Origin of the sequence: Methanobacterium formicicum (assembly GCF_029848115.1) — an archaeon.
Classification (GTDB): Archaea; Methanobacteriota; Methanobacteria; order Methanobacteriales; family Methanobacteriaceae; genus Methanobacterium; species Methanobacterium formicicum.
Genome location: NZ_JARVXG010000037.1, coordinates 31374 through 56293, shown reverse-complemented (window position 1 = coordinate 56293; position 24920 = coordinate 31374). Strand labels below are relative to the sequence as shown.

The window sequence follows — 24920 nt, the reverse complement described above, 5'->3', positions numbered from 1 at the left end:
CCCTTTTTCATATTGAACATGTTTGGTTAAATATGGGGTTGTATGTATTATAACTAATTTGTTAATGGTAAACATTAACATTTATATAACATAATCACAATATGAGTATTATGTACCACTATGGTAATGTTAATTATATTGGAGAGTAATTTTATGGGAGAAAAAATGGCAAATGAAGGTCAGGAAAACACCTTACCTGAAAATAAACGAACAAGAACGATTGAATTAGCTTTAGGATTTGCTGGAGGAATATTTGGATTAATAGGAGGTGTATTCGCTTTACTCTTCCTTCCAGAATTAGGAGTCAGTGCCATCTTAGCCTCAGTGGTGGGTATTGTTGGAGCAGTATTCGTTACCCGAAATCACACATGGGGTGGCATAATCCTGGTGTTAAGCTCCATCTGGCTACTGATAAGTATATCCTTCTTTGGAGTTCTGGGATTCATACTGTTCCTACTGGCAGGTTTGATAGCTATATTCAGGAAGTAATTTTCATCAAAATAGGAGGAATTAAATGAAAATAGAAAAAATGGCCTTAATATTAGTGGTGCTTGCTGTTCTGGCGGTTGTGTTTGTGAGCGGTTGTACCAGTTCTGGAGATAAAAATTCCTTGAATGTGACCAATTTAAAAGTATCCAGTGAAGGGTACGGCATGTACTATGTTACCTGTGACATCGTACCTAAACAGGACACCCGCTACCTGGAAATGGTCCTGGTCTGGTACGATTCAAGTAATGCCGTCATAGATCGTACCCCCCTGGCCTGGAATATCAACGATGCCAAGGCTGGTCAGACCATAAAGGCCCGAGGTACTGCATCATTGTATCAAAAAGGAACTCCGGCCAAGGTCAAAGTGTTGATATTTGATTCTGCATTTTCCGGTGGAAGTGAAGACGGAAACATTTACAATCAAACTGTGACTTTGTAGGAATACCTAACATATTTTTTTTCTTTTTTTTGTAGTTAAAACTTAAGGGGAGGCCAGAAAGTGGTTGATTTTAAGATAATGGTGGTGGAAGATAATTTTATCTTTGCCCTGGACCTCCAGAGTAAAATGGAGTCATGGGGATACACTGTAGGGCCAGTGATCTCTTCGGGAGAAGATGCAATAGCAGAATCATTCCAGGAAAAACCAGATCTGATAATAATGGATATTGGGATTAAAGGAGAACTCAATGGAGTGGAGGCTGCCCGAAAAATTATGAAACTGCACATTCCCCTCATCTATGTAACTGGCCAGGGTGATGAGGCCGTAATAACCGAAGCAGCAAAAACTGTACCCTATGCCATTTTGAAGAAACCAGTGGATTATGAAGTGTTACAGCACAAGATAAGATCCGCCCTGGAATTAAAAATAAGAAAAGAACAGGATGAAGGTGATTTAATTGGATGAACTGATTGCCGACTACATATACCAGATGGAACTGGGCCAGCTACAGGAACACCAGGGCATGGGTGTGTTCCCCCTTTACCAAAAGGGAGGGGAGTGTACTTATCTAACCCTGACCGAAGCTTTGCAGGGGGAAGTACTGACTGTCACTGAAATAGATGATGTGGCTTCTGTCCCGGAGTTGAAGGTTCAAAACCATGCCGATATGCCGGTACTATTACTTGACGGGGAGGAACTGGTTGGGGCCAAACAGAACCGTGTTTTAAACACTACTATATTATTAAAACCACAGTCAGTAACTGTGATACCGGTAAGCTGCACCGAACAGGGGAGGTGGAGTTACAATTCCCTGGAATTTGCTGAATCTGGTAACGTGGCTTCCTACCGGATGCGTCGAACAAAATCTGCCTCGGTGAATACTTCCCTGCGACAGAAGGGTGAGTTTTACTCTAACCAGAGACTGGTCTGGGATGAAATCGATGAGGTGAGTGAAAAAGCCCGGACAAAATCCAATACTCGGGCCCTGCAGGATGTATACCATTCCCGTCGGAGGGATCTGGATGAATACCTGGAATCATTCCCTCTGGAGGAGGGGCAGAAGGGTTTGCTGGTGATGGTTAATGGGGAAGTTATGGGTCTGGATATTCTATCCAGTGCCAGTGCTTACCAGTTACTCCACCAGAAAATCTTGAAAAGTTACGCCCTGGAGGCTATGCTCAGTGAAGGGGAGGGTGAAGGGACATTCAACGGACCGGAGTGTGCTCGTTCATTCCTGGATGATGCCCGCTTATCCGTGGATGAAAAACACAAATCAGTGGGTTATGGTTGGGACCACCGTCTGGAAGGGCCACAGATAGTGGGTTCAGCCCTCACCTACCAGGACCAGGTGATACACACTGCCTTCTTCCAGATGGAAGAAAATGAAAAAATAGGAGCCATGTCCAGTTACAGAAAACGGCGGGATTTCCGGAGCTAACCATAAAAACTAGTTTTTCGGGGAGGAAGAAAATTAAATAATCCTCCCCTTTTTAAATTCCTTATTTTTTATTCCTTTATTTTAAATTCCCATTTTTTTGTTCATTCAACCTGCACTCTATCGCCTAAAATTGAAGGTATGGATTTCTGGTACTGTTTGTACTTTTTACCATCCATAACTGTGAACTTGTAATCATCGGTGGTGGTTTCAATGGTTATGGAAGGGTTAAGCAGCATTCTCTTCTTTCCCATGGTTACCTTCATGATTTCATTGTAGGGAATGACCACTACCTCGGGGTCCTGGGCCACTACTTCCTGAAAGTTGGCATTTCGAGCATTTTCTTCCTTTTGGGAGGTATCCTTCTTTTCAATGTAATTACCTACAATTCCTCCAATTCCCCATCCCAGCCCAATTAGAAAGTTTCCTTCCATAATGTAAGCATTTTTGTCGGTGAAGCAGAGGATCTTCCGGGGTGGAACCGTGCCTTTATTCCAGGCCACATGAATCATTTCCTGGAGAGTTTCACTATCATCTTGTAACTTTTGACCACATTCAGCACAATAAACTGACTGGTCCTCATTTTCCATGCCACATTTGGTGCAGTATACCATTTCATTCCTCCAATTGGATTTATTCAGTTTCGAAGTACGGCTATGAATATCAATAAGGGCAATATGGCACTTATCAGATTCAAAAGTCCAGTAAAGGTATCGTTAGCTAAAAAATTTCCAATTACCAGAAAAATAACCCCTATTACGTATAAAATGAGGAAATAGGGATTGATATTTTTATCCTTTTGGATAACGGTTTTATAGAACTGAATTATCCAGGCAATTATCACCAATATTAGTCCTGCTGTGAAATACACTAAAGGCACCCCGATTAGATTTATTATTTACAATTAATATGTAAAAAATGGTTTATTCATTTATGGTTAAGGTTTTTCTTCATTTAGAATAGATGTTTTCATAATTTTAATTGGTGTTGTAGTTTTCCCCCGCAGGGGCACTTCTCTTTAAAGTCAGCGGGACACTCATATGGTTGCAATTTGTAGTAACCACCGCAACGGTTGCAAACCAGGTACCCCTGGTGGTTTATTTTTTCCTCCTTTGTCTCTTCAGGGTTACTTTTTTCCAATTCATGGTCCGGGAAGGTAGGGGTACTGTGCACTTTTTGACTTAGTGAAGTTTTATTATCGGGAGTGGGAGTCATATTTTTGGAGGTGGTATCTATTCTGTTTATTTCTCGCTGTTTTTGCAGTTTCTGGTGGATTACATAGCTGGATACGCCCTTCTCTTTTCGGGAAGTTCCACATAGTGGGCAGCGATTCCTTCCCGGGGGTATTTTGCCCTTACATTTGGGGCAGGTGAGGGATGGACTAAGATCACTACCACACTGGGGGCAGTAACTTAAATCAGTTTCTATTTCAGAATAACACCGGGGGCAGGTTGTTTCCTTGCTTTTGTCGGTAATTTGTTTGGTTTTGGTTCCGCATGATGGGCAGAATTCAACTTCCAGTGGAAATTCAGCGTAACAGTGAGGGCACATACTCTTTTTAGGAGACGTACTGGCAAGCAGTGGTTCACCACACACCGTGCAGATCCGGGCACCTTCTGGAACCTGAGTATTACAAGTACTGCATTTAAGGATCCTCAATTTTTTTTCTTCCCTTTCCATAAAAACTAAACCCCATCTTCTTCAATACTTGGATTCAAGTGTATGTCTATTCTTAAGGATATAAAATATCGTTTAAGGTGAAACTGTTGTATTAATATAACTAAATCATGGATATGTACACTCAGTTAAAATATGCATCTACTATACACTCATATGCCTATCTAGTATAAACTCCAAACTCCTAAGCTTATGATTTATGTTCATTTTTCAACTTCAAAGACATATCCACAGTTGTTGCAGTTACAGAGTAGCATGTCCTGTCCAGTTGTCTGGTTGGTGTAATTTCCAACTATTTCCAGACTGGAAGAACCACACTGAGGGCAGGATACTGGTGACGTGCATCCACTGATGAGTAGACTTCCGGTAACCAATAGAAGAGCCACCACTAAGATGGATAGATCTTTATTCACTGTTCTATTTCCCCCTGCACAGTTATCCTTGAGTTTTATACCCATTTTTTTGTAATTTATAATATGTATTTTTAGACATAAAATTTTCAGGGAATAATTTTCAGGGAATGATTTACTGGAACTCCCCCCTTGCTATTCATTTACTTAAAATAATCCAGTGTGAATTTTACAGAATTTAATTTTGTATTATTTTTAACCAAAAATATCCTTGTATTTATATAGCAGAATATCCCCGGGCTAAAAGAGAGATCATTCGCTCCTATGAAGAAGGGAATGACCAGAGTAAGGTAGCACAGGAACTGGGGATAATCGGGGCTCTTATCAAGGGTTTGATCAGCTCTAAAAAGTCAATTTATTTCCATTTTGTAGGAATAGTATTATAGGATAATACTAGTTTTTGAAATAAGTGTTATAAATCAACCATAATTATCCCGAGAAAGGGTGAATGAAAAAAAATTACAGTACATTCATCTAAAATATTAGTATACTTACAATCTTAATGGACTAAACTATTAGTATACTTACAATAGTCTTATGGAAATATTAAAATTCTGAACTAAAAACTGATTGAGGGCGTTAAAATTAAGTACCAATGGATATTAACACTTTTAGTACTAATTTCCCTAACACTGTGCTGTGTAACCGCAGCGGACAATAATACACGGAACATCAGTACCACGGAACCTGTACCGGTGCCTTACACCAGTACAGTTACTCCCTGGAACCCCATCCAGTATTTAGGGGCGGGTTTCATCATGGGCTACTACATAAACCCCGGTGTAACACCCCTATCTGGGATCAATTTCACCTCCTTAAAGGCTGCGGGTATCACCGATGTCTACATCCGGGTGAGCAATGATAATTACTTACCAGTACTCACTGAAGCCCAGACCAAGGCAGATGAAGTGGGGATCCGGACCCATGCCTGGGTATTTCCCGGGTTCAACCATGCATCCCAGGTAGCCCAGATGAAAATAGGGGTTCATCTTGATGTGGAAACCTACGACATGCCCTCTTATCTATCCCAGATAAAGGCCATGAGAGAGGAAACCAAGGGAGTAACCTTCTCCCTCTGTGTGAAACCTGAAGGATGGGATGGAGACCAGTATTATTACATGATAGCCCCCTACTGTGATTACATAGTTCCCATGCTCTATATAGGTGACTATGACCATGGAATAACCGGTTTAAGAAACTGGGCCAGAACATACAGTATTATCTATCCCCGAAAAATCGTGGCTGGACTGCAAACCTACCAGTCCTACCAGAATACAACCCCAGTGATGGAAAGTACAGTATTATCTGAAATAAAGGCAGTGCAGCCCAGTACCAGGGGAGTGATCCTGTTCAGGTATGGATTGTCCAACTTCAATTGACTACTGATATGCCGGTTCCAGCATCATTAATACAAATTTTTATAATCCTCAAAAGCCATATATTAATGAAGATTTTTAATTAAGAGCTTAACCCGGGAACCTAAAATCATTTATCTTTTATTTAAAACGAATCTTTTTTTATTCAAGGGGTATACAGGGAAAAGGAGATGTATTGTAAGATGTGCGCACACAAAAATAAGGAACCATCCATCTGGGAGGAAGGTGTTGCTGATTCACGCTCCACCACTCCAGAACTGGCATCAAGTGGGAGTAAAACCACCAAGATACTCATAACAGTGGTGATCATCATGGTGGCAGTGTTAGGAATTGGTGCAGCAATGCTCTTAACTTACCAATCACCGGCAGTTAACACCACCGCCAACAACACCACGGCCATGCCACAGAACACCACCATGACAGGGAATCAAGCCAAATCAACCAATAACAGTCTCCCCACATCCATAGTAACTTCCAATGGTAAAAGTGTGGATTTAACTGATTATCAGGCGGTGGATGTGAGAGAAGACACTGCCACCGGTAATATCCGCTGCCGGGTTTGCGACCAGTGGACAGTTACCCGGAAGGTAACTGAATATAAAAACTCGGCCGGAGAAAGGATAATGATCGGTGAAAACTACTGCACCAAGTGCGGAAGTTTAAGTAAAGAATACTGGCAGAATGGAAAATGGTACGATCTTAAAAATAATGTGATTACACCTATTCTGTAATATGAATACAACAAAATCGTTTAAACCTTTTCCAAATAAAAAAAAAATAGGGGGAGAAATTATCTTTCCCTGTAGATAACTTCTCAATTTTAATTTTTTCAATAGACTATGGATAATTAACCCTTTATGGATACTTAACCATACCATGAGAGTTAATGTATCCTTGGATCTATGGAGTCAGGTAAATGCTCAGTATTGCATCGTCCAATTCTCCGTACTGGGTGGAGGAATTCATGGTGTTCACGGTTTCATCCCCTCTTATGGCTGAAACTCTTATGGTGTTGTTGGATCCTTTATCTTTCTTTTCCACCTTAACGTATAAACTACCGGTCATGGTGCCTAAATCGATGGTTTGATTTCCTGTACCTTCAATACTACGTGTTCCGGCATCAGTTTTCAGTGTACCATTCCAGCTGCCAGGGTAATCAATAACCACCTTCACTGAAGAGGACATACATCCTGATACTGCCACAACCATGCATACAAATACAACTAATAAACCCAGTTCCAGTTTTTTCCACATGTTAAGGTTCCTCCCTTACTAATCACTGTTTTACCACAACTTTCACTGAAAAAAAGATATATTCTGTTTTTTTGTTCTCCATTTGGTTATTATCTATAATAAATCACTAATTTATATCATTGATGTTGTTTATGTGATCAATAAGTAAATAAATATTTCTTTAGTCCCCGGTGTAGTCCACGGCGATTTTTAAAGAATATCAGAAGTATAACCGGTGAATAAATAAAATAAGATTTCTATAAAATTTCTGGCATATTGATATAACAAGGATGGTTACTTAATAAAATGGTTACTCGAACAATCCTGTACCAAAGTAACAGTCCAGGCAGTAACCATCACCACCCATATGGTCAATACAGTAACATCTATGGCATACTATACATCTATCCAGTCCTGGATTTACCACAGAAATCGCATTCTTCACACATTTTTCACCGTTAGGGCACAGTTAGTTTTTTAGTGCTGGCCGAGGTTTTGCAGAAGGTTTTGTAGTCACAGGCATCACAGGTTCGCTTGTCTGGATTGGTCCTCCAGGAATCCTGGATCACCTGCCCATCCACCTCCTGGATGATGCTCCCCTCAATTTCTTCCACTACGTTATCAAATTCCTTCAGGGACTGGGCCAGTAATTCATCATCCATGGGTATCATACGTATAGATCTCAGGTTCCGGAAAGGTTCCGAGAGTTTAGGTGTTTTATTTTTAGGATTCCACCGTAAAATCAGTTCCCGGTCACCTTCAGTGGGCATGACATCGGTACTGTTTTCCTTAACTTCCCTTTGAAGCTCTAACAGGTCTTCTTTAAACAGGGATAACTCGTTAAGATAGAATAGTATACCAATGAGCACCGGGCTGGAGTCAGGTTGCAGTGATCGTAGCCAGGAGTAGGTTTGTACCTGCCAGTAGTGGTGTTTCCATGAGGGTGAACCAATAGCGGGTCGCTTCATACCTTTATAATCCACTATAACCTCATACTTGTCAGATTCCAACTTTTCCAGTTTTTCCCGGAATGATGGATCCTGATGGAGGTATTTTATAATCAGATTTTTATTACTGGCCTCTTCCAGCTTAACCGAGCTTAAGACATCGATGATCCCGGTTACACCGTAGTAGTTGGAGCGGCTGACCCCCTTCTGGTAGTGGGGCATGTCCCGTATACCCTTTAACCGTACTTCGTTGTCATCTACCAGGGGAAACAAGTGTGGTCCCCAGGTGTTAATGGCGGCTTCGGCCCGGATACTGGCCACCAGCTTGTGGGGGTGATGGGAATCCGGGCACAGTCCCTGGTGTTCACTTTCCCCCTGGAAGGGACAGAACAGGTTGGCAGGAGGTTGCAGTCCACGGGACTGCATGCGGTTGTGTATATCCAGTTCCACCCTTCGGATTTGTGTTTCCCAGTCCCAGGGGAAATCCTTCCAGTCATCATCCCTCCACTTAAGGTAGGATTCCTCCATAACCCCGTGGATAAAGTCCCCAAACCATAACTGGATAGGCATGGAAGGGGGTAGGGTTCCCTTGTTCTGGTAGCGGTACTGTAAACCACAGGTAAGGTAGGCCAGTAGATCACCAGTTAGACTGTACTCGGGGATTATGTATGGTTTGGAACGGACAGAAAGACACATATTTACCTTCCTATTTTAGATTCTTTGATAATTAGAAATAACATATTAAAACCCCAATTCTTCGGGTTCGATAGCTTCAACACCCTTAATGCGATGGAAATGTTCTATGTTCCTGGTTATAATTCTTTTTATTCCCAGTGATAAGGAGCTAGCTGCAATAATACAATCATTGAGTTCAATTATTTTCCCTTTATCCATTAAATCAGCGAAAATTTTCCCAATTTCTAATGCAATAACTTCGTTAACATCAACCAGGTCAACGATGGATAAAAGATCAAGAGTTCTACGAATAGAATCCTCACGATTAGATCGGTAAGCTCCTACACTAAGTTCTGCTGTGGTAATAACTGAAGAAAAACCTTTATTCTCTTTTTCAATACTTTCTAGAAATCTTTTAGATGAGGGTTTAAATTCAGTGCGGAGTACATCTACAAAAATTGAGGTGTCAATGAAAAATTTCATAGCTGATCTAACCTTTCAGAACGCCGTAATTTACTAACAAAATCTTTACTATCCACATCATATCCCCATGAGCCAGTAGCATTTTCTACTATATTTTTAGGGGTAGATTTTGCTTTGCGGATTTCTTTTAGTATAAGATGTAACTCTTTATCTAAATTTAACAGCCGGTATTCCAGGTCAGAAATATCCATTAGCCCACCTCGTTTTATATATCTGGATTTTTTAGATGATAAAATTTCACTTTTTGTACGGGAGGTTTTCATACCTTTAATATAATACTTATTTAAATATAAATATTATTATTAGATCAGGAACAAGTTATCCAGACCATCCCAGGGCCAGGCCTCATTCCTGGTCCATCCCGTGGCCACGTTGGGAATGTCAGGATAGGTGGTTAACCCTATTAATAGTAATACATCCTGTGCCCGGCTGTAAGCCACGAAATAGTGCCGGATTAGATCATCGAAGGCCCGGTCCCTTCCAGTTCTTGGGGGTAGTCCCAGAGGGGAACAGGAACGTATCTCATCTTCCATGGTACAGGATTTACCACCATCATCTGGGAATCGTTTAAAGGCATTTTTTGGATGGTTAGTTCTAAAATCAGAGCATATATCCACCACCACTAGGGGGAATTCCAGTCCCTTGGACTGGTGGATGGACATGACATTGATCCGGTTATCAGGCAAGGTGTCCAGTAATCCCTCATCCACCTTTATAGCTCCGTTGGCCAGGGGTACGAATATATTCCAGAAGGCTTCCTTTATGGAGTAACATTCCAGTTCCGGGAATTTTTTATCAAAAACCAGTTCCCCACCGTAGTTACTGAAGAGGGCAGTTTCGGCAATGGTCCGGGTGATGGCCTCCAGGTAAACCAGTCCCTCCACATCATCCTGCAGGGTGGGTATCCAAGTCACCAGTTTATAGGCTAGATCCAGTAGGGGAACATCTCTCTTCCAGGTGTTACGCCCCAGCGGTTGTCGCCCCTGCCAGGCATCAACGAATTGTTTTAGTGATATAGGGGTTTCTGGTTCGGGATTGGTTTCCACAAATTCCCGGGCAGTTTTCCGCCAGGACTTGAAGTTTTTAGTGGCAGTGTAGGGCAGTTTTTCAATGGAGTTCTGTATCTCACACTCCGGGTCAATACAGTCTAACATGAGTCCACACAGTACGCTGGCCTCCCAGGTCTTCTCTAAACTCTGACCTCGAGGATTGAAAATGGGTATTTTCAGTTTCTCCCGGAGATAATATGGTAATTTCTTGTTCGTGTAGGCCTGCTCCTGGGGCGAACTTAAAAGAATGGATAGATCCGTGGGTGAACCTTCATCCGGGTTCACCTTGATCACGTAGTCCTGTACTCGGTATCCCTCTCCACACACTACCTGCCAGATGAAACTGGATAGGTCGGTGGCCAGTGTTTCCACGTCCTCCCGGAACATTCCCAGTATGGGAAACTCAGTGAGTGGTGGTGTTCTTTCTGGTTTAATGGCTGGTTTATCCCTCACCCGGGCTTCCTGGAATTCCTGGTCCAGCTGGGCGAACTGGTTACAGAACTGGACAATGTTACCGGTGGAACGGTAGTTCTGGGATAAGTAGATAACCCTTGGTTGGGGTGCCTGGGGCATTTCCTGTTGGAATCGTTCCTGGAAACTGGTGAAAAGGTCCACAGTGGCACCACGGAAGCGGTAGAGGGACTGGTCATCATCCCCCACCACAGTCATACTACCCCCGTTATTTATTGCTGCTCGTGCCAGCTGGAAATAGATCTGCTCCTGGAGGAGGTTGGAATCTTGGTACTCATCCACCAGGACAAGTTTCAAACCTTCCAGGAAGTCGTCCAGTTTCCCCTCCTTTAACTGGTCCAGGAATTCTGCTTCCAGCATGGCAAAATCATAGAGGCTCCGTTTTTTAAGTTCCTGGAGATAATCGTTTATGGCTTGATGGGCCACATCAAAGCCGGGATGCTGGTTTATCTTTTCCTGGTGGAGTTTTTCCCAGTCCACCTGGTCGTAGTAAACCCGGTCCTTTATCTCCAGTAACTGTCTTGCCATTTCATTGGTGTTGAACCCGAATTTACCTCCCCGGAGCTGGACGAGGTATTCCCTGAGTTCCTGGTTATGGTGTTTTTCCTCCTGGAAGAGGCCCACCTTGAGCATGAGGGCGTTGGTTACAAAGTCCTGGATAACCACTGGTGGGGCTGAACCCGGGGCACGGTGTATCTTCAGTATGTCCTGGGATATACTGTCCAGGGTGCCAGTGGTAATCTGGTTGAAGTCCAGGTGCCTTAGAGATGGATGTATGTCTTTAAATTCAGGGAGTTCCAGGAGGACCTGGCGTATTTCATCTCCCCATGAAAGGATCCTGGAGCGTAACTCGGTAGCCGCCTTTCTGGTGAAGGTTGTGGCCAATATAGAAGAAGGGTGCACATCATCCACGTAGATGAACTTCAGTATCTTCAACACCATGACCGTGGTTTTCCCACTACCCGGCCCGGCCACCAGGAACTGGGACTCACCAGTGGAAGCACTGATGGCCTGGTGTTGATCCGGATTGTCAGCAGAGCTTATCTTCCGGTTTAAATGCTCAATTACTATATTCTGATATGTTTCCCATGATATCAAGTGATAACTCCCCATTTACAAGATAAAATGATAATCTATGTTGGTATAATGTTAATAATAAAATTATTTGCAGGGAGTTAATTTGGGGATAGAAAATTGCTTATATCACTTACATCTTCATAATAAAAATATTACTAAACTTAATATATAATGAATAAATTATTTATACAATCGAATACATTTTTTATTCATGTTAAGTAAACTCTTCACATCCAAAACCCGGAGTAAAATTATCACCCTTTTCATGCTAAATCCCGGTGAAGAGTTGTATGTCCGGGAAATCACCAAGAAAATAAATGAAAACATAAACTCCGTTAGGAGGGAACTCTCCAATCTAGAGGATATTGGTCTTTTAACTAGTAGAAAAGCAGGAAATCTAAAATATTTTAGGGTAGATAATGAGTTTTATCTTTACAATGAACTTTACAATATGGTGATGAAAACTGAAGGTGTGGCCCAATTGTTAAAGGAAAATGTGAAAAAATGGGGTCAGATTAAACTAGCTTTCATTTACGGATCCTACGCTACTAAAAATGCCGGCCCCGGCAGTGATATTGACGTTTTCATGGTGGGTGATATAGATGAGGATACCCTAATAACTGAATTTAATACACTGGAAATAAAGTTATCCCGTGAAATAAATTACATCATACTATCCAATGAAGAATATAATGAAAAAATCGATAATAACGATCCTTTCATTAAAGAAATACTCCATGAACCCAAAATCATAATTTTAGGTGAAATAAATGCTGGATAACCTGGAAAAAGAGGGTTACATTAAGAAATTATCACCTGACTTTCGTAGAGTACAAAACTCTTTGAGTTTAGCTAGGAGAGATGTTGATACAGCTATGAGAATCTTAGATGAAAGCGATTATGATTGGGCCTTTAACATATCCTATAACTCCATGCTACAATCCATTAGAGCTCTCATGTTTAACAGAGGTTATCGGCCATCCAGTAAAAACTCACATATTGCCGTGGTAAAATTCACAGAAATAGTGCTGGGAAAAGATTATTCTATTTGTCTGGATAGAATACGTCGAAAAAGACATCGTGCTGTTTATGACTTGACTGGAACTATATCTAAATCCGAAGCCCATCATGTGGTTAAAATGGCCGTAAAATTATTAAATAAAGTAGAAAATGAATTAGAAAGTAATTAAAGTTATATCATTACCTATTTAAATAAAATTTGCCCCCTTTAAGAATTGTAACATTCTGGTCACCAATGATCTCCATATTCTCCTATAACTGTTGTTTAACCTGGACGTGGTTGTAGTTCTTGTTATTTCTCTCAGGAAGGATGAACTATATTTTTCTGGTTTTATTTTAAGAAACAAATCAATAAATTTATTATGTATTAAGATTCTTTATTTATCCACATAACCACTAAAAAGGTGAAATATTGTGGTTAATTACTATAAAGAGGGGTGAGAAACTACGAAAAAACAAAGAACAATATTTATTTTATGTTTGTTGGGAATGATAATGACTTTAGCTACAGTTTCCTGTGTTAGTGCCGCATCAACCGTATATGTTAATTCCACTGGTGGAAGCGACACAAATTTGGGAACTGCAGATAGTCCTTTCCTGACTATAGATAAAGGAATTAGCAGTGTTGATGAAAACGGAACAGTGAACATTGCCCAAGGAATATACACCGGAACCGGAAACACCAACCTCACAGTCACCAGAAGTATGACCATTACCGGTGAAAGTCAACACAACACCATAATCAATGGTGAAGGAACCAGCTGGATATTCAAAATCCGGCCAGAGGCTACCGTGGCTTTTTTTAACCTGACTTTTGCCAACGCAACTGCAGATATTGGTGGTGCTATCTACAGTACCGGTACCCTTAGTATAACTGATTGTACCTTCACTGGAAATAATGCGACTTCTACGGTGATTAGTGGTGGTGGAGCCATTTACAATGGTGGTACCATTGATAATCTCCTTCGTTGCACCTTCCGGGAAAACACAGCCAATAATGGTGACGGTGGTGCCATTGATAACCACGGTACTATCAGCAATATAACCAGCTGTATTTTCGCCAACAACACCGTTAAAAGCGATGATCCTGAAGTTCAAGAAACTTACCAGGGCGGTGCTATCTATAACACCGATACTATTGGTAAAATAACTGGTTGCACCTTCACCGGAAACACCGCAGAATTTAACAGTGATTGCGTATGGTTCTACGGTGGTGCAATCTTTAACGACGGTACTATCAGTGATATATCCACCTGCACTTTCCAGGGAAACTCAGCCTATTACGGGGGTGCACTCAACAACCAGGGCACTATCAATAATGTAACTGATTGTGTTTTCACCCAGAACACTGCCGGTTACGGTGGGGGAGCCATCAGTAATGACTATGATGCCGTCCTTGGAAATTTGATGGACTGTACTTTCGTGGAAAACACTGCACAGGATGGTCCTGGCGGTGCTATTGACAATTACGCATTAGCTACTATTGATAATGTGGAGGGTTGTACTTTCACGGGGAACACTGCCTACAATGGTGATGGTGGTGCCATCCAGAACAAGGGTACCATGAATACCTTGACTCACTGTATTTTCACCGGTAACACCGCAGAAAATGGAGGAGCCATCAGTAATGGAATAACCATGGGTAATCTCACCAACTGTACCTTCACCAACAACAACGCCCTTGGTGAACTGGTTGGTTACGGGGGTGCCATTGCCAATATGGGTGGCACTATCGACGGTATAATGGACTGCATTTTCACCGCTAACACTGCCGGAGATGGTGGTGCTATCCATAACGATGAGGAAGGTGTCCTCAGTAAGGTGACGGGTTGTACCTTCACCCTGAACACTGCCGACTATGGAGGTGCTATCTGTAACTTCGGTGGAGATATACTAGTTAACTTTAACCGATTGGTTAACAACACCGCTGGTAATGGTGCTGCTATTTACAGTGCTTTTATTCAACCATCAGGTTCCAGTTTTGTCAATGCTACATTGAACTGGTGGGGGACCAACAATCCGGATTTTGTCCGACTTGTGGGCACGGAATCCAGTATAGTGGATGTTAGTACCTGGTTGTACATGACCATCACCGCTGATTCACCCATATATTCTAGCGCTACCAGTAACGTTACAGTAAGCTTCAACAATGCCTACAATGGAACCATTCTAACACCAATAGACCCGGTTAATGGCCATATTCCCGATGGAACCCCGGTTAACTTCCAGAGTGACCGGGGGACGTTGAACCCGGCTAATCTACTCACGGCTAACGGCGTGGTAAACACCACCTTCACACCCACCGCCACTGGTTCTACTTCAGTTAACGCCACTACCGATAACCAGACAGTTTCCTTTAACCTGTCGGTTAACCCGGCCTGTTATCTTTACCTGGATGGGGTTTCTGATCCAGTCAATCCTGTTGCTGGTCAACCCTTCACCTTGAAGTATAAACTGGGGAACAAGGGACCTAATACTGCCCAAAACGTGGTCATATATATCCCCTTACCAGAAGGCCTGAACTACGTGGGTGCCCAGGTAGATACTGGAAGTGTGAGTTACAATGCTAACAACCGGACGTTAACCTGGATACTGGACTCAGTACCTATGGGAGATCCCTACCTGAACTTAACCGTGATATCAACGGCAGGGGGAAGTTTTACCATTAGACCAGTGATAAGTTCCGGTACTTTCAACGCTAACCTGGACCCTACTGGAATATTCTCGTTTAATGTGCAGGGCAATGGTTCTAATGTTGTAAACGCTGCCAGCACCACCAAAACCGTGCCCATGAAGAGTACCGGAACACCAGTGAATTACCTGGTACTGGCTGTTTTGATGGTGGTAAGTGGATTAATAACGCCTAAGATTAAAAAATAAACCTTTATTTCTTTTTTAATTATTTTTTTTATTAAATGAATAATAAGGTGTGGCTTTGTCATTCAAGCCTATATAACCACACTGTATCTGTAGGTTATTTGGAGATTCATTTGTTAAAAGAATTTAAGTGTTTCCATTCCCTTTTTTATCCAAATATTTCTTAGCTACCTCTTTATCAAAATCAGAGATATAGTCTTTATCCTGGATCTTTCGATACTTTTCAAATTCTTTATTGGCAATTTCCTTGGCCACGGTATGGGAAACTTTTCCAGGATTCTGGAGAATATCGTATTCATTGAATTTAAGGAATGCATCTAATCTGGATGCCCAGTCCTCCATGGACATGAGTTTATGTCTTTCTGCCTGGTTTTCGGCATAGTCCAGGTACATATTTACAATTCGGTTTAATTCTAAGATTTCTTTTTCGGATAAATAGTCTTTAGCAACACCAATGTCTGTTTTTAGGATTTTACCTTCTGGTGCATTCTTCCAAGTGGTGAGGCCCATATTCTTTAGGGTGCTATCAGCTCGTTCTGATATGATTTCAGCTGCGGTGTGGTGGGTGATGGCCCAATGAAGCTTATTTTGAACGGTTGCATAGAAGGTTCGGGTAATCTCCGCGTCTTTATTATAATCGAAACTGCACTGTGCATAGATGTCGGTTATTTTCTGGTAGAATCTACGTTCACTGGCCCGGATTTCACGGATCTTTTCCAGTAATTCGTCGAAGTAATCCTTACCAAAGCGGGTACCGTTTTTTAAAAGATCATCATCTAAGACGAAACCTTTGGTTATCAATTCATTTAGGACATTAGTAGCCCATATTCTGAATTGTGTAGCTTGTTTAGAGTTTACACGATAACCTACTGCAATAATTGCGTCTAAATTATAAAAATTTATCTTTCTAGTAACTTCTCTATTACCCTCTTTTTGAACTATTAGGAAATTCCTAATAGTTGACATTTCATCTAATTCCCCTGTTTGAAAGATATTTTTTAAGTGTTCATTTATGGTTGGTGCGGTCACATCAAAGAGTTCTGCCATTGTTTTTTGTGTAGACCACATGGTGTCGTCTTTTAAAAGAACTTCAATGGTCGCCGCCCCTTCATCGTCCTTGTACAGAATTATATTATTTTTTTCAAATTTTTGATCTTCGGCCATAGATCTCAATCCTAAAAATATTTACTCCAGTTTTGCATAAAACAAACCCCCATGAATTGTTTATAACTTTTACTAGTTATCCCTGTCTTTAGTTTTTATCTAATGATTAGGGTATGTGTGTAGTTTACTAAGATCATTAAAAGTTAGATAGTTTGTCCTGGAGAGTATCTGAGAAGTAAAAAAGATTCAACTTTAAAAAAAGGCTTATAAATTAAGTAATGATTTTTATAAATAATCTTTATTGTTGATTTTTATGATAAAAATCTAAACAGTTATTATTCCAACCCAGGCCCAAGGTTCCATTCCATCCATTTAACTCACACCCTGCTTAAATTAATTTTTACATTCAGTGAATCATCAATATTATTCAGCATAAACCCATCATTCTCCTTTTTAGAAAACTTCTTCATCATTAAATTTCCTTTAGCGAGTTTCTAGAAGCTTACACCTCCTTGATTTAAAAATAATGCATAATTATCTTTTCCACACTTTAGATCCACACACACCACAGAATGTTTCATTACCACTTAATTTTTTCCCACACTTTTGACAAGTGATTTCAATATCTTCTAAACTGCCTTTACCATGCATTTTAATGATTTCATCATATTTGCCTGAATTAACCCATTTTAATATTTCAGAGGCTCTTAATACTGTCCAAGGATGATCTGATATGCTTATCATTACAGTTTTGGTAACTTTATCCGAAGTATCAAAATCAAAACTCTTAAAATCTTCCGCCTGTTTGATGAAGTCTTCTGTTTTCATTTTATCATAGAAACTTTTGGGAACACCGCCGGCCTTCATTAAAGTACTGAAAACAGATTTCTGATCCTGGCATGCTAAAAGACCAGCCCTATCAGCAGTAAGTTCAGACATCCTATACCAATACAATAAAGCTAATTCTAAACCTGATGAAACTAATCCCCCAATACCTAAAGTTGCAGAACCTATAATATCTCCTAAAATAGGAATTATCAAAGACATATCATGATACAACATATGGCCACTTTTTATATGTCCTGCTTCGTGTCCTATTAACCATAACAATTCATCATCCGATAATAAATCAATAGCACCTGAATCTAAAATAATAATCGGGTTTTGCGAACCTATAGCACAGGCATTTACATCATAACTCCATCTAATATACAATTCTGGAATATCTTTAAGAAAAATATTGGCACAAGCCTCTTCTAATAACTTATAAATATCAGGAAAATTGTCAGGAGTAACTCGAATATGACTACCAGTGTTAACTAACCGCATAACTCTTTCTACACCATGTTTGTGAATATATTTCACAGCCTTTTCCAGCCCTGGTGTTCCTTCTAAAGTTTTAAGAGCTTTTTTATCAAATTGGTGTTCATATTCAACTGGGTTTAGTAATAATAGTTGTTTTCTTTCCATAAAATTTTCCCCCTACTCATAATTCTAGTCTATATTGTAATTTACCACCACAATCACATTCAGTTTCAAAATCGTTTGCAGATTCACCTTGTTGTAGTTGGTAATAACCACCACAAGCATCACAGACAAGATATCCTAAATTTTCATCTTCTTTCCTGTTTTGGGGAAGGATTTCTTTGCTGGCTGAGGATTGACGGTTATTTTCAATGCTTTGGTCAATGCTTTTTGCAGTTTTGTTCAGGAATCCTCCCAAACCTTTCATTAATCCCTTTCCAGATTCCACAACAGTATCTAATGTCTCATCACGAGGTGGAACACTTCTACTTTCTGCTTCACGACGCTGCCTTAATTTTTCACTAATACTAGAACTAGAAATATCTTGAATCATTATTGAAGTGCCGCATTCTGTGCAGAATTTTAATCCAGGTTGCACATCTGCGAAACACTTTGGACAAGTAGTAGCCTGATCAGAACTAACAGATCGTTTAATTTCAGCACCACATTCTGTACAAAACTTCAAACCAGGTCCCACATCTGCGAAACACTTCGGACAAGTAGTAGCCTGATCAGAACTAACAGTTTGTTTAATTTCACTACCACATTCTGTGCAGAACTTCAATCCGGGTGCGATGTCTGCGTAACATTTGGGACAGGTAGTGGTCTGATCGGAACTGACAGTTTGTTTAATTTCACTACCACATTCAGTACAGAATTTTAATTTAGATCCTACTGTAGCATTACATTTAGGACATGTAATCTGTTTTAATGATTGATCTTCTTCTTTCATGCAAATACTTCCCAAACTAAGGTTCAAATCAATAAATGTTAAATAAAACTCATTATTGACAGCAATATGATGGTAATCAAAAAGGATAGGTAGCCGAATTTCCATTGTTCATTGGTTATTTTGTTAATATAGTTCTCGGATTTAATCCAAACGTTCTTTTCAGATAAGTTTAGCTTTTTATTAAGGAATGTTCCAATAAAAGTCCCCAATGAACCCACTATTATATAAACAATTACTAGAATTGCTGTAGCTAGAACAAAGATTAAATTAAGTGAGATTCCTTCTAATGAACTGGATACATAGTTTGATAAAAGCTCGTTATAGAAACCTAACACTGATATCCAGAAAAATGTAGCTGGAAAAATCATTATAATGCCCCCATGGAGGGCTGCTATTTTATAATCTAGTTTTTTTAATGTTCCCGGAATGAAACTGCCCATAAAAATAATAATGAAATAAATCAGTGTATATAGTGAGTGTTCAGAATCAGTAACCGGCTCCAAACCTATAACAATATCAAAAAATAATACTTTGGACAGTATTAATGCTAGAATAGTCAGGGTTGATCCAATTAGGATAATATTAAAGTTTAATGCTTTGAATAATGGTTTAATACTTTTATTTTCTTTGACAAGATTTTCTCCACATGATCCGCAGAATTTAACATTGTCGAGATTCTCATGTCCGCACTTAGGACATTTTAAACCTATCTTGTCCTTAACCAAATCAGCAGTAGGCTCAATATCTTCAACGTATTCAAGTTTTCCACCGCATTCACAATTTTCAAAGTCATCAAGCGATTCTCCTTCCTGTAGTTCGTAGGTTCCTCCACATTTATTGCAAACAAGGTAGCCCATTTTATCCCCCTCTAATTTTAACATCATACTAAAGTGTTGTTATTGTAATCATCCGTTGTTATTAATAAACTATATGCTTAATGGTGAGTAATGTTGTTATTACTTACTTACTACTAAAAAGGGGTACATCAAATTAAATAAAGAAACATTTGCTTGTCATTTATAAATTTAGAGGGTTTAATCAAGTTTACGAAAATGAAAATAATACTTTAAAAAAAATTGTTACAGATTTTCACAACAAAGTTTATTATGAGAGTGATTAAAACTTAATATTGCTATTGTATTATACTATTCATATTTGATAACAATGTAGGGGGAGGGGCCTGATTGAATGAATTAACTCCGTTAAAGATGAAAACAACCTTTTTTAATTATCTGAAAATTTCATCACAGCTTTTTTGCCATCGCCTTCCCGACAGAACATTTAAATTAAAAAGACACTATTTTCCAGTTTGTTCTCGGTGTACAGGCATGTATATTGGAATGTTTTCATTCTTCATTTTCTCCTACTTTAATCTCGTACATTATTCAATTAATTTTACCCTTCTCGGGTTTTTAATGGTCATACCCACAGCTATTGATGGTTTTACACAATTATTTGGTCTAAGAGAGAGTAATAATTATTTAAGATTTTTTTCAGGTTTGATTGGGGGAATTGGACTTTTGATTCTGGTTATTAGTTTTAAATTAATTCTTTTAGGGAGGTATTAGATGGCAGAGGATAAGAAAAATCAGAATATTTGTATAGGGGCGGGATGTTGTTTGGGAATTATAGTAATTTTAATTGCTCTGGGAGCACTGAGTGGAGGTTCCAATTCCGGATCCAGCAGTAGTTACAGTTCATCGGATGATAGTTCTTCTAGTAGTAGTTCTAGTTCGGACAGTATCCAAACAGCCAATTATGACCCCAGTAGTGGCGTAACTTATGGAACAACTAAAGATGGTTACGGGTATGCTGTTAGTGAAGATGGTAAAACTGTAGCAGTTTCTGATGGTGAAAATACAGTGGTGCACAGTGAAGACTGAAAAAAAATGATGTATTTGTAGCAAAAATATGGGAGGTAATTTAATGGCCTATTTAGAATGTGATAAATGTGGTGGACAATACCAACTTGAAGGAAATGAATCCCCGGAAGATTTTGATGATACCTGTGAGTGTGGGGGAAAATTAAAATATGTTACCAGTTCCGATAGAATTCATCGAACAAAGATACTTTCTAATATTAATAATCCTGGTGTTCCCTGTCCCTATTGTGATTATAAAAATAAATCAAATGCTAAATTCTGTAAACAGTGTGGTAAAAAATTAGAAAAAAATTTAATTTCCCAAATTAATGACGAAATAAATTTGTTTGCAGTTTTTATTGGGCTCGCTGTTTCCTGTATTGTCTTAATTATTGGTTCACTTCTATTTGGGGCAATTGTGGCCTCGGCCAGTTTAGATATATCCATTTATATAGGTGTGGTTCTGGTGTTCATGGCCTTATGTGGAGGGACCACCACTGGTATTGTATGTGGCCATAAATTTAAAGACGGGGCTATAAATGGTTTCTTCATGAGTTTAGTGGCTCTAGTGATTTTAGGTTTTATCGTTGGACTGTTCCTATTCATTGCCATGGGTATCACCGCTGCCCTTTCCAGTGCATTTTCATCTTACTCCTCAACAGCCACATCTTCGTCACTGGGAAGTAGTACTAGTTCCAGTGCGGGTTCAGGGGACTTCTTCCTCACTATTTTCAAGGGCATTGTAATCATGATATTGATCTTTGTCTTTGGTGCTGTAGGCGGTTCCTTTGGAGTTTTCATAAAAAAAGCCCTAAAAAGTGTTTCTAACTGATAGGAGTAGATAGGTATGAGATGTCAAAACTGTGGTTATGATAATGATATGGATGCTACCTTTTGCGAAAAATGTGGATCCCGGTTGGATAGGTACTCCCATTACGGAAGACAACCCAGGGATGTTGAAAAAACTGGGATGAGCACCTCTACCAAGTTACTTATCGTTGCGGTCATAGCACTGGTAGCAATATTGGGAGTTTTTGCCGGGGCGTGGATGATGAACCCCGCTAAAACACCGGCAAACACTCCAGTCTCCGCTAATGAATCCTCGGAGAAAGTTACCTATCAAGCTGATTGGCATCAGGTCACCAGTTTCTCTGGGGTGAGTGATGATTACCGTTCATTCCAGATAAAAGGCCAGCGCTTTAAAGTGGTAATGTCGGCTACACCCACCTTGAATTACAATACTAACTTCATGAACGTGGATGTGAGTGGAACCAGTGGAATCATTGGCTCTGGGAATCTGAATTGGGGACCAAATGATGATCTAAGTAGTAAAGAAAAAACTATTGAATTTACTGCACCTCCAGGGAACTATTATTCCCATGTAACCACCAAAGACTTGCAGAGCTGGAATGTAACCGTTTATGACTACTATTAATGTGGGTGAATCTGGTGTTTTGCAAGAAATGTGGTTATGAAAATGACGACGATGCACTCTACTGTGAGAATTGTGGGACTAATTTAAGTTCCATTAATTCTCCTAGTTCTTCGGGCCGGAGAAAAACCAATAAGATTTTGATGGTTGCCGTGGTAGTGTTGATCTTGGGTATTAGTGTTATTGCGGGCATGATGATGATTAGTAAAGCTCCGGTTGTTAACAATACAAATGTTACTAATGAAAATCAAAATACTCAATCAGCCACCCAAAATACTTCAAATAATGGTCCTGAAATTATTGATTCCAACAGTATAACCGGTAATAGTGAAATTTATGGGAATTTTAAATTTGAATGGAAAACATACAAAAATACAGAGTATAACTTGGTTATTTACAGCACATTTAGCAATGAAGTTCAGAATAATCTTAAACAAACTGGAACTTTAAGTATGAATGAACCGGGTTCAGTTCTCATTACAGTTGATCCTAAAGCGTCTGGACGTAGTAACTGGGCATCTACTACATCTCAACAAGGTTATTCAACAATCGAAGATTTTTATTGGGGTTATTTCAGGAATCAATATCTAATGAAAGGACCAATTCACTGAAATAAATACAATTTAGCAATTATTTAGTTGCTATAATTAATGGATTAATAGGGTATAGAAGGTTGTCTTAGATGAAATGTCCACATTGTAATACTGAAAATCCAGAAGAAGCTCGATTTTGCATGGAATGCGGTTATGTCTTGGAAGAGAAGGGAGAAATCTGTTCATCTTGTGGTAATTTGAACCCACCTCATGCCAAGTTCTGTTTAGAGTGTGGGGCGCGAATGAAATCAGGAGGAGATCCGGATGTTGAATATTCAGAAGCACCTTCAGAGGAGCCAACTGAGGAAGAACATACTGCACCAAAAACTCCTGATGAAACTCCAATTAAAACTCCTAAAGTTGAGTACATTCCTCCCAAGGGTTCTGAAACCTGGCGTGAACTTTGCCCTGCTTGTAACATGAGCTCCTTAACTCCCAAAACTTACAAGGGAATCCTCTCCTCCAAGAATATTTTAGAATGTGATTACTGTGGGGCAGTGTTTGAAGAGCATTCTAAAAAGTTTAAGTTTAAGGCCATATACGATATTACTTCTGATTTCTGGAAAAAATATGGTAGAAAAACCCTGAGTGAAGAGGAATGGACTAGAATAGCACACGGGGGAATATCCAATGAGGAACAGTGCCTCTTAGAAGAAAAAACATCCCAGGATGACTTGGTAAACTTCGTCAATGCATTGAATCAGGGAACTCTTAATTTGACTCCGGTATCAAATCCACCTGTTATTTTGAAGAAGAATGAAGAGGCCTGTGTAGTTTTCAGTGGTATCACCCTCATGGAGCCCCGGGCAGTCAGGCAAACACGGGGAGGTTATGCTGGGCCTACCATCCGGGTGGCTAAGGGTGTTTCCTTCCGTATGGGTAGTGTGGCCGCCAGAAGCGAATCCCATGAAGAACTTCGAAATATTGACCAGGGAACCCTGGTTTTAACCAATAAAAGATTAATATTCATTGGATCCAAGAGGACCACCAACATAGATTTAGGGAAGATAATATCCATAACCGCCTATAAAGATGGTATTGCATCCCAGAGGGAAAATAAACAAAAAACTGAGTACTTTACCGGGATAGATCATCATACTCTCAACTTCACTATCAACGGAAGATCGCACACTGTGCCCTTCACTGGGCTTATAATGAAGGCGGCTATTGAGGGGAAAATCAGGCAGATTTAATTATTAATGCTTTTTTAATAATCCTATCTTAATCTTGGTCATAGTAGGCTGAAATACTGGTAATATTATACTTAAAATACATTTCATTAGTCGAGGGATTCGATTCCATTACCAGATAGATGCACCTATACATGTACCGGGGAATTTAATAATAATTTGCTAATAAATAATTGTTATTACATACAGTATAAAAAATTGCAGGGACAGTAATCAATTCAAGGTTTGTTGCCCGCTTCATCTTTTGTGTAACTTGGAACTAACTCACCTTATTAATCCTACTCGCCATAACGCCACCTTTAGCAGTAATGGGGGGGATATGACGGAAAACTTGACAAATTAGGAAACAAAAGAGACATGATAAAAATAGAAAAAATTATTGAAAATAAGAAACAGTTCCTGGACTTATTGTTGTTGGCCGACGAGCAGGAAGATATGATTGACAGGTATTTGCCGGGTGGAGACTTGTTTGCTTTATATGACGATGATTTGAAAAGTGTTTGCGTTGTAGTACCTGTAAATAACGAAATCTGCGAGTTGAAAAACATAGCAACCTACGAGAAATATCAAGGCCAAGGGTACGGTAGAGCATTGATAAATTTCATTTTCAATTTCTACAAAAACGAATACCAAACAATGCTGGTGGGGACCGGCGAAACACCGGCCATCTTGTCGTTTTATGAAAGTTGTGGATTTGAAAAGTCACACCGGGTAAAGAATTTTTTTACCGACAATTACGACCATCCCATGTTCGAGGGCGACATACAACTGGTGGATATGATTTATCTTAAAAAGGATTTATAGGAATAGCAAGAGATGTATTA

At 39.8% G+C, this 24920-nt stretch carries 29 protein-coding genes and 1 pseudogene; 17 read left to right on the top strand and 13 right to left on the bottom strand.

From position 1 onward, the window contains the following. Positions 1-153 precede the first annotated feature (153 nt). Genes QC759_RS03710 through QC759_RS03695 form a run of 4 tightly spaced genes read left to right on the top strand, consistent with a single transcriptional unit; the run spans position 154 to position 2366 of the window. Positions 154-489 carry a hypothetical protein gene (locus tag QC759_RS03710; RefSeq protein ID WP_279845101.1) on the top strand — a complete coding sequence of 112 codons (336 nt, stop codon included), beginning with the start codon at positions 154-156 and terminating at the stop codon, positions 487-489. Between the two features lie 25 nt (positions 490-514). Further along, positions 515-928 carry a hypothetical protein gene (locus tag QC759_RS03705; protein WP_052659988.1) on the top strand — a complete coding sequence of 138 codons (414 nt, stop codon included), beginning with the start codon at positions 515-517 and terminating at the stop codon, positions 926-928. A 60-nt stretch (positions 929-988) separates the two neighbouring features. Further along, positions 989-1393, top strand: a complete 405-nt coding sequence (locus tag QC759_RS03700) for a response regulator (protein ID WP_052659989.1) — start codon at positions 989-991, stop codon at positions 1391-1393. Further along, positions 1386-2366, top strand: coding sequence for an ARPP-1 family domain-containing protein (locus QC759_RS03695; RefSeq protein ID WP_052659990.1), 981 nt, complete (start codon positions 1386-1388; stop codon positions 2364-2366). Before QC759_RS03700 ends, QC759_RS03695 begins: the two co-directional genes overlap by 8 nt. Before the next feature lie 101 nt (positions 2367-2467). Here QC759_RS03695 and QC759_RS03690 read toward each other — a convergent pair whose 3' ends face one another. The 3 genes from QC759_RS03690 to QC759_RS03680 form a co-directional block, all read right to left on the bottom strand. Beyond that, on the bottom strand, positions 2468-2977 hold the full coding sequence (locus tag QC759_RS03690) for a zinc ribbon domain-containing protein (RefSeq protein ID WP_048073221.1): 510 nt from the start codon (positions 2975-2977) through the stop codon (positions 2468-2470). A gap of 355 nt (positions 2978-3332) precedes the next feature. Next, complete coding sequence (locus QC759_RS03685) at positions 3333-4043, bottom strand: double zinc ribbon domain-containing protein (protein ID WP_048073223.1); 711 nt, start codon at positions 4041-4043, stop codon at positions 3333-3335. Between the two features lie 200 nt (positions 4044-4243). After that, positions 4244-4453 carry a hypothetical protein gene (locus QC759_RS03680; RefSeq protein WP_048073224.1) on the bottom strand — a complete coding sequence of 70 codons (210 nt, stop codon included), beginning with the start codon at positions 4451-4453 and terminating at the stop codon, positions 4244-4246. 755 nt (positions 4454-5208) lie between these two features. Here QC759_RS03680 and QC759_RS03675 point away from each other — a divergent pair. After that, positions 5209-5829, top strand: a complete 621-nt coding sequence (locus QC759_RS03675; protein WP_144405536.1) for a hypothetical protein — start codon at positions 5209-5211, stop codon at positions 5827-5829. 179 nt (positions 5830-6008) lie between these two features. Next, positions 6009-6557, top strand: a complete 549-nt coding sequence (locus tag QC759_RS03670) for a hypothetical protein (protein WP_048073226.1) — start codon at positions 6009-6011, stop codon at positions 6555-6557. 169 nt (positions 6558-6726) lie between these two features. On the opposite strand, the gene QC759_RS03665 is transcribed toward QC759_RS03670, so the two are convergent. The 6 genes from QC759_RS03665 to QC759_RS03640 all read right to left on the bottom strand — a co-directional run bounded on the left by QC759_RS03665 (position 6727) and on the right by QC759_RS03640 (position 11782). Beyond that, positions 6727-7080, bottom strand: a complete 354-nt coding sequence (locus tag QC759_RS03665; RefSeq protein ID WP_048073227.1) for a hypothetical protein — start codon at positions 7078-7080, stop codon at positions 6727-6729. 289 nt (positions 7081-7369) lie between these two features. Continuing rightward, on the bottom strand, positions 7370-7504 hold the full coding sequence (locus QC759_RS03660) for a hypothetical protein (protein ID WP_279383645.1): 135 nt from the start codon (positions 7502-7504) through the stop codon (positions 7370-7372). Positions 7505-7517: 13 nt separating this feature from the next. Continuing rightward, complete coding sequence (locus tag QC759_RS03655) at positions 7518-8702, bottom strand: PD-(D/E)XK nuclease family protein (protein ID WP_048073228.1); 1185 nt, start codon at positions 8700-8702, stop codon at positions 7518-7520. Between the two features lie 45 nt (positions 8703-8747). After that, positions 8748-9164, bottom strand: coding sequence for a type II toxin-antitoxin system VapC family toxin (locus tag QC759_RS03650; RefSeq protein WP_048073229.1), 417 nt, complete (start codon positions 9162-9164; stop codon positions 8748-8750). Then, positions 9161-9355: a hypothetical protein gene (locus QC759_RS03645; RefSeq protein WP_048073230.1), complete on the bottom strand. Its 195-nt coding sequence runs from the start codon at positions 9353-9355 to the stop codon at positions 9161-9163. The genes QC759_RS03650 and QC759_RS03645 overlap by 4 nt, the downstream gene beginning before the upstream one ends. Before the next feature lie 111 nt (positions 9356-9466). Beyond that, positions 9467-11782: an ATP-dependent helicase gene (locus tag QC759_RS03640; protein WP_048073231.1), complete on the bottom strand. Its 2316-nt coding sequence runs from the start codon at positions 11780-11782 to the stop codon at positions 9467-9469. A 190-nt stretch (positions 11783-11972) separates the two neighbouring features. Between QC759_RS03640 and QC759_RS03635 the strand changes: the two genes are divergently transcribed. The 3 genes from QC759_RS03635 (at position 11973) to QC759_RS03625 (ending at position 15661) form a co-directional block, all read left to right on the top strand. Further along, on the top strand, positions 11973-12542 hold the full coding sequence (locus tag QC759_RS03635) for a nucleotidyltransferase domain-containing protein (protein ID WP_048073232.1): 570 nt from the start codon (positions 11973-11975) through the stop codon (positions 12540-12542). Further along, the gene (locus tag QC759_RS03630; RefSeq protein ID WP_048073233.1) at positions 12532-12951 is read left to right on the top strand and encodes a HEPN domain-containing protein; all 420 of its coding nucleotides are present in this window, start codon (positions 12532-12534) and stop codon (positions 12949-12951) included. The genes QC759_RS03635 and QC759_RS03630 overlap by 11 nt, the downstream gene beginning before the upstream one ends. A 325-nt stretch (positions 12952-13276) precedes the next feature. Beyond that, complete coding sequence (locus QC759_RS03625) at positions 13277-15661, top strand: DUF11 domain-containing protein (protein ID WP_048073234.1); 2385 nt, start codon at positions 13277-13279, stop codon at positions 15659-15661. Positions 15662-15784: 123 nt separating this feature from the next. On the opposite strand, the gene QC759_RS03620 is transcribed toward QC759_RS03625, so the two are convergent. From QC759_RS03620 to QC759_RS03605, 4 genes are all read right to left on the bottom strand, one after another. Continuing rightward, entirely contained in the window at positions 15785-16822 is a 1038-nt protein-coding gene (locus QC759_RS03620; protein ID WP_048073235.1) for a virulence RhuM family protein, read from the bottom strand. Between the two features lie 474 nt (positions 16823-17296). Beyond that, complete coding sequence (locus tag QC759_RS03615; RefSeq protein ID WP_048073236.1) at positions 17297-18232, bottom strand: M48 family metallopeptidase; 936 nt, start codon at positions 18230-18232, stop codon at positions 17297-17299. 16 nt (positions 18233-18248) lie between these two features. Then, positions 18249-19019, bottom strand: coding sequence for a zinc ribbon domain-containing protein (locus QC759_RS03610; RefSeq protein ID WP_048073237.1), 771 nt, complete (start codon positions 19017-19019; stop codon positions 18249-18251). 38 nt (positions 19020-19057) lie between these two features. Further along, positions 19058-19876, bottom strand: coding sequence for a zinc ribbon domain-containing protein (locus QC759_RS03605; RefSeq protein ID WP_052659991.1), 819 nt, complete (start codon positions 19874-19876; stop codon positions 19058-19060). A gap of 351 nt (positions 19877-20227) precedes the next feature. On the opposite strand from QC759_RS03605, the gene QC759_RS03600 reads away from it, so the two are divergent. From QC759_RS03600 to QC759_RS03570, 8 genes and pseudogenes are all read left to right on the top strand, one after another. Continuing rightward, on the top strand, positions 20228-20587 hold the full coding sequence (locus QC759_RS03600) for a DUF2085 domain-containing protein (protein WP_048073928.1): 360 nt from the start codon (positions 20228-20230) through the stop codon (positions 20585-20587). Next, positions 20588-20902 carry a hypothetical protein gene (locus tag QC759_RS03595; protein WP_048073238.1) on the top strand — a complete coding sequence of 105 codons (315 nt, stop codon included), beginning with the start codon at positions 20588-20590 and terminating at the stop codon, positions 20900-20902. A 43-nt stretch (positions 20903-20945) separates the two neighbouring features. After that, positions 20946-21713: a zinc ribbon domain-containing protein gene (locus tag QC759_RS03590; RefSeq protein WP_048073239.1), complete on the top strand. Its 768-nt coding sequence runs from the start codon at positions 20946-20948 to the stop codon at positions 21711-21713. Positions 21714-21728: 15 nt separating this feature from the next. Beyond that, positions 21729-22316: a zinc-ribbon domain-containing protein gene (locus QC759_RS03585; RefSeq protein WP_052659992.1), complete on the top strand. Its 588-nt coding sequence runs from the start codon at positions 21729-21731 to the stop codon at positions 22314-22316. Beyond that, a pseudogene (locus QC759_RS12250) lies at positions 22316-22396 on the top strand (zinc-ribbon domain-containing protein); the annotation flags it as partial. The gene QC759_RS03585 and the pseudogene QC759_RS12250, both read left to right, overlap by 1 nt. A gap of 57 nt (positions 22397-22453) precedes the next feature. After that, positions 22454-22924, top strand: a complete 471-nt coding sequence (locus QC759_RS03580) for a hypothetical protein (protein ID WP_243687676.1) — start codon at positions 22454-22456, stop codon at positions 22922-22924. Positions 22925-22995: 71 nt separating this feature from the next. Continuing rightward, a complete protein-coding gene (locus QC759_RS03575) occupies positions 22996-24099 on the top strand; it encodes a zinc-ribbon domain-containing protein (RefSeq protein WP_082055717.1) in 1104 nt (367 codons plus the stop codon). A 354-nt stretch (positions 24100-24453) separates the two neighbouring features. Then, a complete protein-coding gene (locus tag QC759_RS03570) occupies positions 24454-24900 on the top strand; it encodes a GNAT family N-acetyltransferase (RefSeq protein ID WP_341776972.1) in 447 nt (148 codons plus the stop codon). Positions 24901-24920 lie beyond the last annotated feature (20 nt).

Bases quoted from the DNA above. Each gene is read 5' to 3' on its own strand.
- QC759_RS03575 (WP_082055717.1), top strand. From the start codon at position 22,996: ATGAAATGTCCACATTGTAATACTGAAAATCCAGAAGAAGCTCGATTT.
- QC759_RS03710 (WP_279845101.1), top strand. From the start codon at position 154: ATGGGAGAAAAAATGGCAAATGAAGGTCAGGAAAACACCTTACCTGAA.
- QC759_RS03600 (WP_048073928.1), top strand. From the start codon at position 20,228: ATGAAAACAACCTTTTTTAATTATCTGAAAATTTCATCACAGCTTTTT.
- QC759_RS03705 (WP_052659988.1), top strand. From the start codon at position 515: ATGAAAATAGAAAAAATGGCCTTAATATTAGTGGTGCTTGCTGTTCTG.
- QC759_RS03595 (WP_048073238.1), top strand. From the start codon at position 20,588: ATGGCAGAGGATAAGAAAAATCAGAATATTTGTATAGGGGCGGGATGT.
- QC759_RS03615 (WP_048073236.1), bottom strand. From the start codon at position 18,232: ATGGAAAGAAAACAACTATTATTACTAAACCCAGTTGAATATGAACAC.
- QC759_RS03635 (WP_048073232.1), top strand. From the start codon at position 11,973: ATGTTAAGTAAACTCTTCACATCCAAAACCCGGAGTAAAATTATCACC.
- QC759_RS03645 (WP_048073230.1), bottom strand. From the start codon at position 9,355: ATGGATATTTCTGACCTGGAATACCGGCTGTTAAATTTAGATAAAGAG.
- QC759_RS03650 (WP_048073229.1), bottom strand. From the start codon at position 9,164: ATGAAATTTTTCATTGACACCTCAATTTTTGTAGATGTACTCCGCACT.
- QC759_RS03655 (WP_048073228.1), bottom strand. From the start codon at position 8,702: ATGTGTCTTTCTGTCCGTTCCAAACCATACATAATCCCCGAGTACAGT.
- QC759_RS03630 (WP_048073233.1), top strand. From the start codon at position 12,532: ATGCTGGATAACCTGGAAAAAGAGGGTTACATTAAGAAATTATCACCT.
- QC759_RS03620 (WP_048073235.1), bottom strand. From the start codon at position 16,822: ATGGCCGAAGATCAAAAATTTGAAAAAAATAATATAATTCTGTACAAG.
- QC759_RS03590 (WP_048073239.1), top strand. From the start codon at position 20,946: ATGGCCTATTTAGAATGTGATAAATGTGGTGGACAATACCAACTTGAA.
- QC759_RS03685 (WP_048073223.1), bottom strand. From the start codon at position 4,043: ATGGAAAGGGAAGAAAAAAAATTGAGGATCCTTAAATGCAGTACTTGT.
- QC759_RS03585 (WP_052659992.1), top strand. From the start codon at position 21,729: ATGAGATGTCAAAACTGTGGTTATGATAATGATATGGATGCTACCTTT.
- QC759_RS03665 (WP_048073227.1), bottom strand. From the start codon at position 7,080: ATGTGGAAAAAACTGGAACTGGGTTTATTAGTTGTATTTGTATGCATG.
- QC759_RS03610 (WP_048073237.1), bottom strand. From the start codon at position 19,019: ATGAAAGAAGAAGATCAATCATTAAAACAGATTACATGTCCTAAATGT.
- QC759_RS03570 (WP_341776972.1), top strand. From the start codon at position 24,454: ATGATAAAAATAGAAAAAATTATTGAAAATAAGAAACAGTTCCTGGAC.
- QC759_RS03625 (WP_048073234.1), top strand. From the start codon at position 13,277: ATGACTTTAGCTACAGTTTCCTGTGTTAGTGCCGCATCAACCGTATAT.
- QC759_RS03670 (WP_048073226.1), top strand. From the start codon at position 6,009: ATGTGCGCACACAAAAATAAGGAACCATCCATCTGGGAGGAAGGTGTT.
- QC759_RS03605 (WP_052659991.1), bottom strand. From the start codon at position 19,876: ATGGGCTACCTTGTTTGCAATAAATGTGGAGGAACCTACGAACTACAG.
- QC759_RS03690 (WP_048073221.1), bottom strand. From the start codon at position 2,977: ATGGTATACTGCACCAAATGTGGCATGGAAAATGAGGACCAGTCAGTT.
- QC759_RS03675 (WP_144405536.1), top strand. From the start codon at position 5,209: ATGGGCTACTACATAAACCCCGGTGTAACACCCCTATCTGGGATCAAT.